Annotated in this window: 11 protein-coding genes; all 11 read right to left on the reverse strand. The window is 61.8% G+C overall.

Annotated elements, in window-relative coordinates; translation table 11 throughout:
* Nucleotides 1–185 precede the first annotated feature (185 nt).
* On the reverse strand, nt 186–1,478 hold the full coding sequence (locus tag IRZ31_RS00630; RefSeq protein WP_297148438.1) for a hypothetical protein: 1,293 nt from the start codon (nt 1,476–1,478) through the stop codon (nt 186–188).
* Between the two features lie 141 nt (nt 1,479–1,619).
* Nucleotides 1,620–2,846 (reverse strand): glycosyltransferase, encoded by a 1,227-nt coding sequence (locus IRZ31_RS00635; protein WP_297148477.1) that lies wholly within the window; start codon nt 2,844–2,846, stop codon nt 1,620–1,622.
* Nucleotides 2,749–4,197 carry a glycosyltransferase family 2 protein gene (locus tag IRZ31_RS00640; RefSeq protein ID WP_297148440.1) on the reverse strand — a complete coding sequence of 483 codons (1,449 nt, stop codon included), beginning with the start codon at nt 4,195–4,197 and terminating at the stop codon, nt 2,749–2,751. Before IRZ31_RS00640 ends, IRZ31_RS00635 begins: the two co-directional genes overlap by 98 nt.
* 111 nt (nt 4,198–4,308) lie before the next feature.
* Entirely contained in the window at nt 4,309–5,517 is a 1,209-nt protein-coding gene (locus IRZ31_RS00645) for a glycosyltransferase family 2 protein (RefSeq protein ID WP_297148442.1), read from the reverse strand.
* Nucleotides 5,518–5,672: 155 nt separating this feature from the next.
* A complete protein-coding gene (locus IRZ31_RS00650; protein WP_297148444.1) occupies nt 5,673–7,271 on the reverse strand; it encodes a carotenoid biosynthesis protein in 1,599 nt (532 codons plus the stop codon).
* 508 nt (nt 7,272–7,779) lie between these two features.
* Entirely contained in the window at nt 7,780–9,252 is a 1,473-nt protein-coding gene (locus tag IRZ31_RS00655; RefSeq protein ID WP_297148446.1) for an ADP-ribosylglycohydrolase family protein, read from the reverse strand.
* Between the two features lie 156 nt (nt 9,253–9,408).
* Nucleotides 9,409–10,152, reverse strand: a complete 744-nt coding sequence (gene purN / locus IRZ31_RS00660; protein ID WP_297148447.1) for a phosphoribosylglycinamide formyltransferase — start codon at nt 10,150–10,152, stop codon at nt 9,409–9,411.
* Nucleotides 10,133–10,630, reverse strand: coding sequence for an AIR carboxylase family protein (locus IRZ31_RS00665; RefSeq protein ID WP_297148449.1), 498 nt, complete (start codon nt 10,628–10,630; stop codon nt 10,133–10,135). Before IRZ31_RS00665 ends, purN begins: the two co-directional genes overlap by 20 nt.
* Before the next feature lie 105 nt (nt 10,631–10,735).
* The gene (gene purD, locus IRZ31_RS00670; RefSeq protein WP_297148452.1) at nt 10,736–12,007 is read right to left on the reverse strand and encodes a phosphoribosylamine--glycine ligase; all 1,272 of its coding nucleotides are present in this window, start codon (nt 12,005–12,007) and stop codon (nt 10,736–10,738) included.
* Between the two features lie 152 nt (nt 12,008–12,159).
* Nucleotides 12,160–13,713 (reverse strand): amidophosphoribosyltransferase, encoded by a 1,554-nt coding sequence (gene purF / locus IRZ31_RS00675; RefSeq protein WP_297148454.1) that lies wholly within the window; start codon nt 13,711–13,713, stop codon nt 12,160–12,162.
* Between the two features lie 74 nt (nt 13,714–13,787).
* The gene (locus IRZ31_RS00680) at nt 13,788–14,534 is read right to left on the reverse strand and encodes a phosphoribosylaminoimidazolesuccinocarboxamide synthase (protein ID WP_363325618.1); all 747 of its coding nucleotides are present in this window, start codon (nt 14,532–14,534) and stop codon (nt 13,788–13,790) included.
* Between the last annotated feature and the right edge of the window lie 14 nt (nt 14,535–14,548).

Consider the following 14,548-nt stretch of genomic DNA (forward strand, 5'->3'; position numbering starts at 1 on the left):
TATTTGGGAGAGCAGGTTACTGCTCTGATTTTGGCCGGCTCCTGCGTTTCTCCCTATGGGAGACGTTACCAACAACGCCGGTTGCCCCATTGACCGACGTTTCCCCCTGGTAATGTCTCCTTACTCTTCCCTGTCAGTCTCTCTTCCCTGTGTCTGGCGTGCTGGGCCGTACGCGGCTGCCTTCGCTAGCGTGTTCCGGGCCAGATCAGCAGATCGTCTGGACCAGGCACCGGCTCGGAGGCGTCGGCCTCTTCTGAAGGCGGGGTAGGACGAGGACGTCGCCACTCACAGCGGACCAGGCCCTCGTGCAGCAGACGTTGAATGACGGCATCGTGCTCGGCCTGTGTGAACTGGCCAAAGGTGCTGCTGATGAGCTGCTGGCGCAAGTCGGGCCAGCGCCGGCTGCGCAGAGCGCGCCCCATCTGCAGTGTACGCTGATAGAGCTGCTCACGGGCAGTGGCCAGACGCTCCTCTCGCCGAGCCTGGAACCAGTCGCTGCCTAGCAGGTCCGCCTGGCTCTGCTCCTCAAGCCGACGCCAATAGATGCACACGGCGTCATTCATAGCTAGCAGGCTATCCTGGCGGCGTGTGGCAAAGAGCAGGGTATAGGGAGCTGTCTCAATGAGGGCCGGGCCGCTGGCCCGTGGCAGGGCGATACGCTGTGTCAGAGGGAAGTGACGCTGAATCTGGGATAACAAAAGGTCGAGTAATTCGGCGAGCGCCTCCGGCGAGAGCGGCGCCGCCTCATCGCGAGGCATCAAGGCCCGCCAGCGATCGCTGCGCAGCAGATTGTGCAAGGCAACGGCCTGCTGCTCCAGGCGTCGAGCGGCGCGCAGTCGGCTCTCCAGTTGGCGATGCATGATCAGCAAACAGAGTTCTGTCGGGGCGGCGCGCTGCCAGAGCGGCTCCAGATCCTCATAGCGAAAGAGCGCCGGGGTCAAAGGGTTCAGAGCAAAAACTGCTGGGGCCTGATCAAGAAGCTGGAGGATGGCAGTAGCGGCTTCCGGCCAGCTGGCGGCGACCAGGCCGCCTTCCCGGGGAATCACCAATCCGGCCTTGTGACTGCTGGAACTGGAGCCAGGGCGACTGGCGCTGCGTCCGCCGGCTGGGCCTGTCAGCAGCAGCCCGTAGAGGGCAAGCGACCGACCCTCGGCAAGCAAGCGAGCATGGAGGGCGCTCAAAGGTTGCAGCCAGGGATGCTGCGGCTGAATCTGAGCGCGCCGCCTGCCGCTAGAGCGCTCGCGCGGGCCTGGACCGGTTTCGCCTCCGCTGTCAGCTTCACTACTGCCGGCGGCCTGCGCTCTCCTCTCTGGTTCGCCGCCGAGCGCATCGATCCAGTAGCAGCGTCGGTAGAGCGGATTCTGACGCAGTGCCCGGCAATAGCCAGCAAGGTACTCCTCCTGGAGCCAGAGGCGCAGGGAGGTCAACAGATCTCCCTGGCGAACGGAGCGGGCGCGCGTCCCCGCGCGTGCTGCCATCTGAGAGTATTCTTGATCGACATCTGCCCACAGATCATGCATGGTGAACCTATTCTACCACAGGCAAAGGCAGATAAGTAAGCAGCAGCATCGCTGCCAGGCAGAGAGATTGTGAGCTGAGCGCGAAGGGCAAAGCGCTGCTCAGCCTCGGCGGCTGCTGGCGTGGCGCTGCAGGGGCAGGCCCGGTACATGGATGCTCGGCGGCTGACGGGGGGCCAGGCGTCCCTTCCACTCGGCGCCGCGTCCGCTCAGCGCCAGACGCACCGTATCGAGCATTAACAAGCCGAAAGCTATCCAGCTTACAGGAGCCAGCAGCGACCAGGCGAATGGCTGCCGCTGCTCACGCTCGAAGCTGCGGCGCGCGATCACCTGCAGGGCCAGCGTCAACAGGGCGGGGGGCAGCAGCGGCAAGGATTGATCCCACTGGCGTCCCCTAAGCAGCTGGCGCAGAGCGGTTAGTACGCTGAGCAAAGGCAGCAGGCCATAGCTGATCAACCCCAGACCGGCGCCTAGACAGAGCAACGGAGCTGAAGCCGTCACCGAGTAGACGCTCTTGCGCCAGCCGTGCCAGGCGCTGCGCCAGGTCGTCCACTGCTCATTAGCGACCAGGTTGCGCCCATCGACGAAGTCTTCGCGACAGCCTCGCTGTTTGAAGAACTGTGCCAGGCCCACGTCATCGCCAAAGCTGGCGCGCAGCTCGGGCGCGCTATAGCCGCCGCTTGCCTCGTAGGCTGAGCGACGGACCAGCAGATAGTGACCGACGGCCAGCGCCCGGCCAGGCTTGCGTGGGTCCCGCATCTCTCCAGGAGTTGCAAAGTGGGTCATTAACACGATCCCCGCCGGCGTCAGCAAGCGGGAGCCGTTGCCCACAAGACGGGCGTCTGTCAGCATTGAAAGGAAGTCCAGTCGCTGAGCCAGGGCATGAGCCATCATACGGCGAAGCGCGTCAGGCTTGTGGCGTGTATCGGCATCGGTAAAGAGCAGCCACTCGCCCTGGGTGAGCGTGACGCCGGTATGCAGGGCATGGGCCTTGCCGGCCCAGCCGGCGGGCAGCTCTTCGACGCGATAGACGCGCAGGCGCGAGTCGCGTTGCTGCCAGATCGCCAGCAGGGCCGGCGTCGCATCGGTTGAGCCGTCATCAACGGCGAGCACCTCAAAGTCAGGGTAATCCTGAGCCAGCAAAGAGGCCAGGCAGGAGCTGATATGTTGCTCCTCGTTACGCACCGGCACAATGATCGAAACATGAGGAGCCGGGTCCGGCAGGTCCGCCTCAATGGGCGGCAGTGTCTCCCTGAGTGTGCGTCGAACGCGCCAAAGCTGCCAGCCGGCTCCCAGCGCGGTCAGGCACAGATAAGCGCTGTGCAACAAGGAAAGAAGACGAAAGCGTTTCTCCATTGCAAAGTCCTGTCAAGTAGTGGGCGCGGCAGCTGAGGCCCCTGACGCTGCCCTTGCCCGCGCGAAGGCGCTCAAGAGCCTGACCCATAAAGGCCAGCGGATGGACGGCGCGGTGTTGCGGCGGAGCGGTACGACCTTTCCAGGTTGCGCCACGTCCCTTGAGCACGAGCCGCGTCGTATCGAGCATCAGCAAGCCAAACGTAGCCCAACCCGCGGGAGCTGTCAGCGCCCAGGCGAAGGGCAGACGATACTCGCGCTCGAAACGCCGCTTCGTGTCGATCTGGAAGAAGAGAGCGAGCGCCGCCAGCACCCTCATCAGCAGCGATAGATGGTCTCGCTGGCGCTGCGGCTGCTGCCGGGCCAGGCGTCGCCTGTACCACAGCTGGCGTATGAGGGTGAAAGGCGGTAACAGGCCGTAGAGGATCAGGGCCAGGCCCAGAACCACGCCCAGGAGCGGGCTGCTGGCGACCAGGCCATAGTTGCTCTTGCGCATGCCTTCCCAGGCACTCTTCCAGGTTGTCCATTGATCGTTGAAGACCAGCCCCCGCTCGGCCACAATATCTTCACGGCAGCCGTGGCGCTTGAGGTACCAGGCCAGCGTCAGGTCATCTGAGAAGGTCGAGCGCAGCTCAGGAGCGCTATAGCCACCGCAGGCCAGGTACGCAGAGCGCCGCACCAGCAGGTACTGCCCAACGGCTAGTACACGCGTCGGCTGATGCGGATTACGCATCTCGCCCGGCGTTGCCAGCATGGCCAGCAGTGTAGCGCCAATTGCTGTAAGCAGACGGGCGGCTGCCCCCGGCAGGCGGGTATCGGTAAAGAGAGTCAGCAAATCGAGGTGATGAGCGATAGCATGGGCCACAGCTCGGCGCAGAGTCTGAGGCGCATGGCGCGTATCAGCATCGGTGAAGAGCAACCACTCGCCCTGCGTGAGCATGGCGCCAGTGTGCAGGGCGTGGGCCTTGCCGGCCCAGCCGGCGGGCAGCTCCTCGATGCGATAGACATGCAGGCGTGGATCGCGCTGCCGCCACTCCGCTAAACGAGCGGGCGTGGCATCAGTGGAGCCATCATCGATGACCACAACCTCGAAGTCGGGATAGTCTTGAGCCAGCAGCGAGGCGAGGCAATTGTCAATGTGCGCCTCCTCGTTGCGCACGGGCAGAATGATGGAGACATGTGGAGATGGCTCCGGTAGGGGAGCCTCATCGAGAGTAGTCAACTCTTTAATGCCCTTCTTGATGCGATGGCGCTGCCAGAAAGCAACCAGAGCGATGAAGAGCAAGAAAATCAACTGCAGTTGTAAGAAGAACTGCGAGAGTTTCATGCTAGACACCTCGCCTGTCTAAGGCAGGCCTGCCGAGGGACAGTCACGCAGACCGTAGCTCCGCTGCTCCTTCATCAGTGGCAGCGGAGCTGTGCTGTTACTAATGCCGTCCTACAATAAAGGTAGCATATTGGTTCTCGTCAAGCGAGGAGCGCGGCGACCTTTCCAGTCGGCTCCCTGGCCGTTGATGGCCAGACGCATGGTATCCAGCAATAGAAAGCCGAAAGCCGTGCTGGCGAAAGGCGCCAACAGCGCCCAGCGTGCTGGCAGGCCGAAAGCCTGACCGAAGCGGCGCTTACTGTCGACCTGCAGGCAGAGGGCCAGCAGAGCCAACAGGGCCGAGAGGCGTTCCTGACGCAAGTGCCCAGGCCGCAGAGCTGCGCGCAAGGTCAGGAGGGGTGCCAGGCCGTAGTAGACCAGGAAGCTCCCACCGACGAGGCTCAACAGCGGATAGGGGGCTAGTTTCCCGTAGGCGCCCTTGCGCAGGCCGCGCCAGGCGCTGCGCCAGGTCGTCCACTGGACATTTTTCACCAGACCACAGCCACCGACGATGTCCTCGCGCCAGCCTTGACGCTTGAAGACCTGGGCAATGCCCATATCCTCGGTGAAGGAGGCGCGCACCTCGGGAGCTGAGAAGCCGCCGGTGGCCTCGTAGGCCTCGCGCCGCACCAGGATATACTGGCCGAAGGCGAAAGCCTGGCGCGGGCGGGCAGCGCTACGAATCTCGCCGGGCGTGATCAGCACTGTTAAGAGCAGGCCCGTCATCGGCGTGAGCAGGCGGGCTGCCAGACCGATGATCTGCATTTCGGTGAACATCGAGAGCAGATCGAGGCGGTGGGCAATGGCATGGGCCACCATGCGGCGCAGGGTCTGGGGAGCGTGACGCGTATCGGCATCGGTAAAGAGTAGCCACTCCCCGCTCGCCAGGGTGGCGCCGGTATGCAGGGCATGGGCCTTGCCGGCCCAACCAGCGGGCAGCTCCTCGATGCGATGGACGCGTAGGCGTGGATCGCGCTGCTGCCATGCCGCCAGGCGAGCGGGCGTGGCGTCGGTTGAGCCGTCGTCGACAACAATGACCTCGAAGTCGGGATAGTCCTGAGCCAGCAGCGAAGCGAGACAGCCGTCGATATTCTCCTGCTCGTTGCGCACAGGTAGAATAATCGAGACCCGCGGGGCCGGCTTGGGCAGGCGTCGCGGAAGCGGTGTGGCCGTTTCACGAATAGCCTTCTGAATACGGTAGTCCTGCCAGAGTCCCAGCAGCACACTGGCACCGAGCAGGATTGTGCGCAAAGCGCTCAGAAAGCGCGTTATTTTCTGCATGCCTCTATGATTCCGCCTTTTTTACATACTTATATTGAGTAAGTGACTAGCAAGCATGCTGTTTTCGAGCACAAGCAGGGCCCCAGGCTTGCCAGGGCCCTGAGCAACGAACGGCGCTCAAGCCAACGTGGGAGGGCCGGCCAGCGCTAGCCAGCCTAGACTGGAAGCGGGCTTTCCGCCTGCGAGGCAGAGGGCGGTGGTGGAGCAGCGGAAAGCCGCTGCACCTCTTCCTCGACGACGCGCCGCATCTGCTCGGCGGAAGCGAAATCTTTCCGGTAGAGTGGGGGGCCGAAACGCACGGTCACACGCCAGCGCCGGCGTCGCCCATTTGCAGGAGTGTAGGCCAGGCCGGCAGGCACAACCGCCACCTGGGTGCGGCCATCGCGTTCTGCCAGCTCGACCAGCTTAACAAAGCCGGGGCGAAAGGGCAGGAACTGCTGCAGGTCCGCTTTCGGCGAGGGATGCGGGTCAATATTGGGGTAAGCTTCTGGAAAGATCACCAGCACCTCGCCAGCCCGCAGCAGGCTAACAGCCCGTGTGGCCATTTGCCGCAGATAGCGCCGAACTTCACGCGGGCTGTAGGCGCGGGGGGTGTCGTTGCTCTGCTGCTCGCGGAACTGCTCGCTGCGCAGGACGACAAGCCAGTCGACCAGCGAGCAGCCCAACTCGATGGCGAAGCGCGAGGACTTTGAACGTAGCCAGTCGAGGGCCACCACCGTGTGGAGACGGCGCGGGATGGCTCGCAGCAGGGCGTAGCCGTCGTAAAAGTAGTGGAAATGGCGGGCGGCAATCAGTACCGGACCCCTGCGCGGCACCTGCTCCAGCCCCTCGACACGGATGCGAACCGCCCAGTGCGAGATCGCCCGGGCGCCTATGCGCATCAGCAGCCAGGTCGACTGGCTCAGCGCGCGGCGTCCAGGGTGGTGGGGGTGCGGGTGCACCTCCTCGCGCGGAAAGACTACGAGCGACTCCGGCACCAGCACAAAGACCGCCGTCAAGAGCAAGGGCGACCAGAGGCCGCTGCCCAGGTTGAGGGCCATGATGAAGCCGGTGTTGGCTGTGTAGACGGCAAAGGGCAGCCAGATCGCCAGATGCTGCGCGTCAAGGTTGGAGCGCCACAGCCAGCGACTGACAATCATCAGGAGCAGGCAATTGCAGATCCACAGGAAGAGATTGCCCACCGGCAGGCCGTAGGCGCTGCTGTAGCCGTTCAGCAAGCCGGTGGAGGTGGAGAAATGGCCGCTCACCAGGACAGCGTTCAGCGCCAGATCCCAGACTGTCAGAAAGTAGGTGCCGAGCACCAGCGACCAGAGCGTCTGCCGCTCCAGCCCGAGTCGATCCGTCAGCTTGCTTGCCAGCAGGTAGGACGTAAAGCCCATATAGAACCATGAGAGCGGGAGTGAGTAGGGAACGATGCCGGCCAGCTTCGGACCAGGGAAAGCGGAGAAGGTGGCGGTGCTCAGGGGAATGCCAGTCAGACTGAGCAGACTCACAATGATGGAGATCAGGACCGAGGCGGCGAAAAAGACCAGGGTGCGCCGCGCGTCAATGCAGAGCAGGCCGAAGAGCAGCATTGTGGCTGCTCCAAAGAGGATGTGCAGCGAGCCAGCCCAGTGTAGGGCGAACTGGAAGATGCGTACTCCAATGGGAGTGCTGTTCCACAGCTCGGGATGAGGCAGAATGATGAGAAGGCCACCCAGGGCGAAGACAAGCGCCGCCAGGTGGCAGATAAAGAGCAATTTCACAACTCTCATTTGGCAAGGCTACCTCCACGAACACGGACAGTCGGGCGGCATCCGGCGCGAACTCTGTCTAACATTCTATAACCTCTGGATGCTTCCCGACCAGTGCTCGCTTGCTTCTGCCTCGCCTCCGCTCAGGAGCGACTGAGCGAGGTAAGGATCTGCCGCTTCTTGTTGTAAGCAGGAAGCCGTTGGACCTCTCGACTGCGCTCCTGGCCTGTGGCACGGCGATGGGGGCGGTCGCCTTAACGAGGAAGGATGGATGGACGTTACTGGGCCGCGACCGGTCAAATACTCCTCTGGTGAAGATACTTGGTGAGGAGAAGACGCTCTTGCTGAAGAGACTAGATGAATGCTGCTATCTCTGCAACTGCCTGCGAGCCGGCAATGCAGCAAAAGAGCATGCTTGCTGAGCGAGAGGCCACCCTTCCCACACTCAAGAAGGTCTGTCCTCGTTCATTGTTTCTGCTCTATGTGATCGTCTTGGTGACAAGGAGACGTATATATCCTTCCAATTGCTCTAATCCCGCTCTTGCAAGGCCCGCACCACCTCGCTCGCCAGGCTTTCCGAGGGAGAGCCATTCTCTTTCACTCGTGAGTGGAAAACGCAGGTTTGACCGCATTTGAACAGAACGCGGACCAGGCGAGCAACATAGCCATCGCGGCGCAGTGGCTGCTCCTCTTGATATTGAATAGCCCCTGAGCCAAGGGTTGGATGGATCAGCCTATCTCCATCCTGATATTCGCCGTGGAACATCTCATGAAAGGCCACTTCCCAGGAAAGAATACTGAAGTAGGAAGCCTCACGGTCGCTGATCACGGCGGCTGGCTCTGCTGGACTGGCAGCGGCCTTGGCGATTGTGTGGAGGCGGCGAGCGAGATCAAGCAGAAAGCGGCGATCCTGAACCTCATCGAGGAGAGTTGGAGGAATAGCCTTCAGTCCGTGGAAGGCCCCCAGGAGGCTGCCCAGAAAGAGGGCAATGGTGTCAGTGTCACTGCCAAAGGTATTGACAGCGACGATGATACCTTGCTGAGGTCGCTGGAGATATTTCAGGAAAAGATAGATAGCAACACAGACGGTGGCGATGCCTGAGCCTTTTGTCTGCGGGTCCAGCGCGCCCACAAAGGTGTAGTAGTCTTTGGGATCACGCGGCAAGAAGGCTGGGATCTGTTTCAGATACTGCACTGTCTCATGGAGCGTGCTCTGATAAAGCTGGACAAAGTTCAGCTCCTTATTCAAAAGGCCGCGGTTCCAGGTATGTAGCCAATCTTGCAGACGTTGATCACTGCGAATGACCTGGGGAACCTGTCGCAGACCGTCGAGGATGCACTCGATAAAGAGAGGCGGCGGCGGGGGCGCTGATAAAGTGAGCGCGCAGTGGACTGCCAGGCCGAAGAGGATGGTTCCTAAGATGGCGCGTGGATGACCGTGGGTAATAATGGCATTATAGAACGAATCGCGAATAAGCTCCTGCTTGTTGTCGACATGGACCAGGGCGATCGGGAGGTTGCGCATAGCAGCCCCATTAGCCCCGGCCTGACGATAGTCGAGGTCCCCTTGCTGGTAAAAATTATTGAGCCAGCTGGCTCTCTTAGCGAGCAGCTTGCGGGCGGCAGTTTTGACGGTTCGACCGCCGCCGCGCTCATATTGCAGCCAAAGTGGCAGCTCTATGTAGGCGAAGTACTCTGGTATGAAGTGACCTGCCTCGTCTATCGAGCGGGCAACGGCAAGCATCAGCTGAGTGTCATCTGAGTACTCACCAGCGCCAATCGTATCTTCGTAGCCCCACCATTTGCCGCCAACACGCTTTGTCCAGGGGACAAAGCGTCGCACGGGAAGCTCAAAAGAGCATTGGCGGCTTCCCGCAATGAGGAACTCAGTGGGCCAACCCAGTGCGTCGCCGATCGAAGCATAGAGCATAGCGCCCTCGAAGCGCTCACAGGGAGGCACGGAGGTCTGCCGAGGTGGCTGCTGGCGCTCAGGCTCTTCCATGTCTGGCTCCGTTTTGGTCCGGTCCTTCTCGTTTAACTTGCTTAAGGGATGCCTGCCTTTATTATACCTGCCTGCAATGCATAAATCTACATATTACGCCGGTTAGGGACAATAAGAGGGGGAAGTAGCAAGATTAGATGCTACTTCCCCCGCTAGCTAGCCTTCCTGGGGAGGGCCTCCCCCAGAGTGACTGAGCCGTCGCAGCTCAAGCAGCTCGCGTGCACGCCAGCGCTCGATGGCCTCGATAACAAGCGAGTGCTCGACCGCCTTGATGCGCTCGTGCAGCGTCTCCTCGCTGTCGCCCTCCTGAATAGGCACCTCCGCCCGGCAGAGCACCGGCCCGGCGTCGACCGCCGGCGTAACATAATGGACGGTGCTCCCCGTGACTCTGACCCCGGCCTCTAACGCCTGACGGACAGCGTGCAGACCACGAAAGGCCGGGATCGCGCTGCCGTCGCTGGCGATATACACGTCGGCGCTGGGATCATCGGGCAGAAGTGCCGGATGCAGGTTGATCACCCGCCGCGGGAAGCGTGCCAGAAAATCGGCGCTCAGGATGCGCATCCAGCCCGCCAGCACCACCAGATCGACGCGGAAAAGCTCCAGCAAGGCCGCGAGACGTCGCTCTCCCTCTTCGCGCTCGCGCCACGGCAGGTAGATCGCCGGTAGGCGATGCTTGAGGGCGCGCTGCAGGCCAGCCGCCCCGGCCACATTACTCACCACCAGAGCGATCTCTACCGCCTGCAACCGCGCGCTCTCGCAGGCATCGATGATGGCCTGAAGGTTGGTCCCGCTGCCGGAGATTAATACCCCCAGGCGCAAATGAGGCAAGGCTTGCGCCTCGCTGGTTGGCCCTGCCTGACTCGCGTTCACCTCGGCTCTAGGCACCGGCTCCACCATGACCGCGCACCTCAGCATCGGCGCGCTCCAGCTCGGCAGCAAAGCGCTCGCGGTAGGTTGCCAGCCGTTGGGCCAGGTCCTGGTCAAAAAGCGCCAGCATCTTGGCCGCCAGCAGGGCCGCCCCGTCTGGCTCCAAAATCGTCGGCGAAGCGATACCTGACGGCAGACGCAGCGACGACAGGACATCCATCCCTGCGAAACGATCGCTGTAGGGTGGACAGGCAATCACCGGAAAGCGGGTATTGGCATCAACTACTGCCGACAGGGCATTGGAGCGCCCGGCAATGGTAATATAGACAATGGGGTCGCTGCTTCCCTCGTAGCTTTCCAAGATCTCCAGCAGACGGCGCGTGGCCTTGTGGGCCGAACAGACGCGCAGCTCATAGGGAAGATTCAGCTCCTGCAGCGTCTTGACAATGCTCTCCGCATGGCCACGATCGCCTTTGCTCCCCATGATGATCACGACTTTGGCTGCCATAATAAGCTGATAATCTCCTTCTCTAGTGAAATGTTCAAATCAGGCGAGATTGCCTGCAATTCTCCAGAAGTCAGACCTCATTGCTATTCGCTTGCTAGTCCCGGTCTAAGACTGCAACGCGCGCAGGCCACGTTTGGCAATATCACGGCGGTAGTGCATGCCCTCGAAGCGAATCAGGTGGGCTGCTTCGTAGGCGCGCTCCAGTGCCTCTGCGAGCGTCGTTCCATAAGCGGCCACGCTCAGGACGCGCCCACCAGCCGTTACCAGCTCGCCATCACGCAGAGCCGTGCCGGCGTGGAAGACCTGCACCTGCTCCAGGCGTCCCGCTTCGGCCAGGCCCTGGATAGGCAGACCTGTGCGATAGCTGCCTGGATAGCCGCCCGAGGCTAGCGTCAGGCTGACCGCGTAGCCCGGATGCCAGAGAGAGTCGCTCGCCAGACGCTCGGGCGCTTGCAGCAGATCGAGCAGATCGGCCTTCAGCAAGAGCATCATGGCTTGCGTCTCAGGGTCTCCGAAGCGTGTATTGTGCTCCAGCACCATCGGTCCGTGCTCGGTCAGCATGATATTCGAATAGAGAACGCCCGAGAAAGTGATCCCGCGCTCCTCCAGGGCGCGTAGTGTCGAGGCGATGATGTGCTCGTGAACAATACGCTCGGTCTCGGCGCTCACAAAAGGCAGCGGAGCATAGGCCCCCATGCCACCCGTATTGAGGCCCTCGTCGTTATCCAGGGCACGCTTATGATCCTGCGTCAGAACCAGCGGCACGAAGCTGGTCCCATTGCAGATCGCCGTCGAACCGATTTCATCTCCCTGCAAATAGTCCTCGATGACCACTGCCTCGCCGGCGCTGCCGAAGATCCGCTCAACCATCATCTGCCGCACCGCCGTTCGAGCGGTCTCCAGGTCCAGAGCTACGATGGCCCCTTTGCCAGCGGCATTGCCGTCGGCCTTGACAACCACGGGGGCGCCGTGCTCCTCCAGGTATGCTAAAGCGGCGGCGGGATCGCGAAAGGTCCGATGCTGTGCTGTAGGAATACCCGCCGTCTCCATCAGCTCTTTGGCGAAAGCCTTACTGCCCTCCAGCATAGCACCGGCTTGTGTTGGCCCAAAGATCGGCAGGCCCCGGGCACGGAAAACATCGACAAGGCCAGCGATTAAGGGCGCCTCGGGACCGACCACCGTCAGCTCGATCGCCTGTCGCTCGGCAAAATCGGCCAGCCGTTCCAGCTCGTTTAAGCCAATGGGCACGCACTCGGCCAGCGTAGCCATGCCTGGATTGCCTGGAGCGGCCCAGAGCTGCCTGACGCGCCGGCTCTGGGCCAGCTTCCAGAGGAGCGCATGCTCGCGCGCTCCCGAACCAATTACCAGTACACGCATGGTCAGTAGCTCCTCCTTATGCCCCGCATCACTCCTCACACTGTACGTTGTGGCATCTTACCCTCAAGAGGGGAGAATCAGCTTTCACTCTTATTCACGTTCATCTTGGCCTGTCTGTCTGCCGGTCTTGCTCTGTCCTCTCTCCTCTGGCCTCATGAGTGCGAGGGTTGACGCATGAGCGGCAGGGGAGAAGATTCGTCGGCAGCCACGAGCGGATCAAAGGGCCAGCCCTCACGGCGCATGCAGCCGTAGCAAAACTCGCGATGCAGCAGCTTCTCATAGAAAGCCGGCTCCTCGCCCTCAACTGGCTCTGCCTGGTCCGCTTCCGCTGCTGCCACTACCGACTCCGTCCGCCTGCTCGCATGGCGAACCGAGGCGATGGCGCGACCCAGGCCGGCGATACTGAGGTAACCCAGGCTATCGACGCCGATATAATCGGCCACCCCCTGAATGCTGCGTCCAGCCGCGACCAGCTCGCTCTCATGGGGGATATCAATGCCGAAGTAGCATGGATGGCGCAGTGGCGGTGCACTCGACCGCAAATGGATCTCGCGCACTCCCTGATGGCGCAGAGCTGCCACCAGACGCTTCATGGTGTTGCCGCGCACAATCGAATCGTCGACAATGACCAGACGCTGGCCCTCGACCTTGGGGCGCACAAAATTGAATTTGAGATCGACCTCCATCTGACGCAGACGCTGATCGGGTTTAATGAAGGTGCGATCGCTATAGCGGTTCTTAATAATCGCCTGGCCGTAGGGAATACCCGAAGCGGCAGCGTAGCCCAAAGCTGCCGGGATCGACGAATCGGGCACCGGTACCACCAGATCAGCCTCCACCGGGTGCTCGCGGGCCAGCTCGCGGCCCAAAGCCTCGCGGACCAGGTAGACGTAGCGATTGTTCACGTAGCTGGTGGCATCTGAAAAATAGATATACTCGAAGACGCAGAGCGTCTGGCGCGGGGCCTGAACCAGAATCTCGGAGTGCAGGCCCTGCTCATCGATCGTGATCAGCTCGCCTGGCTCGACATTGCGCACAAAGGTGGCCCCAATGCGATCGAAAGCGCAGGACTCCGAGGCAGCGATCCAGATGTCGCCGATGCGCCCCAGACAGAGCGGACGCATGCCCCAGGGATCACGTACTGCATAGAGCTTGCCCTCGGCCAGGATCACCAGGCTGTAAGCACCCTTCAATAGAGGGAAAGCCATCAGCATGCGCTCGCGCAGCGTGGCGCCCTCCGCCAGCAAGAGCAAGAGAGCGATGGCCTCGCTGTCCGTTGTCGAAGAGAGCAGATGCTGCGGCAGGCGCGCACGCAGGGCCGGACCATTCACCAGGTTGCCGTTATGGGCTACCGCAATCGCTCCAGGGCGTGCACCGTCCCGGCTCTCGGCATTGTCGCCGACCACGAACGGGCCTGCGTTCTCAACGCAGCTAGAGCCGGTGGTTGAATAGCGGACATGGCCAATGCCGCAGCGCGTGGCTGGCAGGCCCTGACCCATGTCTGCAAAGACCTCGCGCACCTTGCCCATGCCCACACGGTGGGTAATGCAGCCCCTCTGATCATACACCGCCATGCCCGCGCTCTCCTGGCCGCGGTGCTGCAAAGCCGTCAGCGCCAGTGTCAGATACTGACGCACATCGATACTCTCTTCTCCCGGCCTGGCATAGATCCCAACAATACCGCAGGCATCGCGCAGTCGCTCCATGGCTTCCTTCCTGCTTCTCCTTCAAGACGCTGCGGGCGGTGCAGAACGTCTACTGCACCGCCCTACAGCGTAGATCAAATGCGAAGTTTTCCGGTCAAATCAGCCACCAGGGCATAGCGATCGGCGATTCCCTGCAGATCCTGCTCGGTGACCTCCTTGAGATTGCGGTAGACCTGCTTGTCGAGCATGCGATTCTTATCGCCGCCGGGCCAGAGTCGCCAGCTATCGTTATCGATCACGTCGGCGACCAGCAGCTTTCCCTCGCTGTCGCGCCCGAACTCAATTTTCAAATCGACCAGCGTGACGTCCACGCTCGCCCAGGCCCGTTCGAGGGTTTCGAAGACGCGGCGCCCCTGCTCGGCCATCCAGGCGATTTCCTCGGCGGTGGCCAGGCCCATACTGATAATATCCTCGTCCCAGATCTGCGGGTCGTGGCGCGCGTCGTCCTTCAAGAAGGTCTCAATGACCACAGGGTCAAAGCGCGTCCCCTCGCTGACCTCGGGATTGCGCTTCAGATAGGAGCCGGTGGCAATGCGGCGCTGCACATGCTCAATGGGCACCATCTGGCAGCGCTTCACCAGCAGTGTGGTATCGTTGATCTGGCGCACAAAGTGGGTAGGAATGCCTGCCGCGTTCAGCAAACGGAAGACATTGGCCGTTGTGATAGTACTCCAGCGCCCCTTGCCGGCTAGCTCGTCGCGACGTGCCCCGTCGCCCGCCGTGATCTGGTCCTTACTGACCATATAGACCAGATTGGGGTCTTCGGGGTGGGCATAGATCTGCTTGGTCTTGCCCTCTGCCAGCAGAGGCCCAAAGGTCACCTGCTCCTCATTCC

This window comes from Thermogemmatispora sp. (genome assembly GCF_019683635.1).
Classification (GTDB): Bacteria; Chloroflexota; Ktedonobacteria; order Ktedonobacterales; family Ktedonobacteraceae; genus Thermogemmatispora.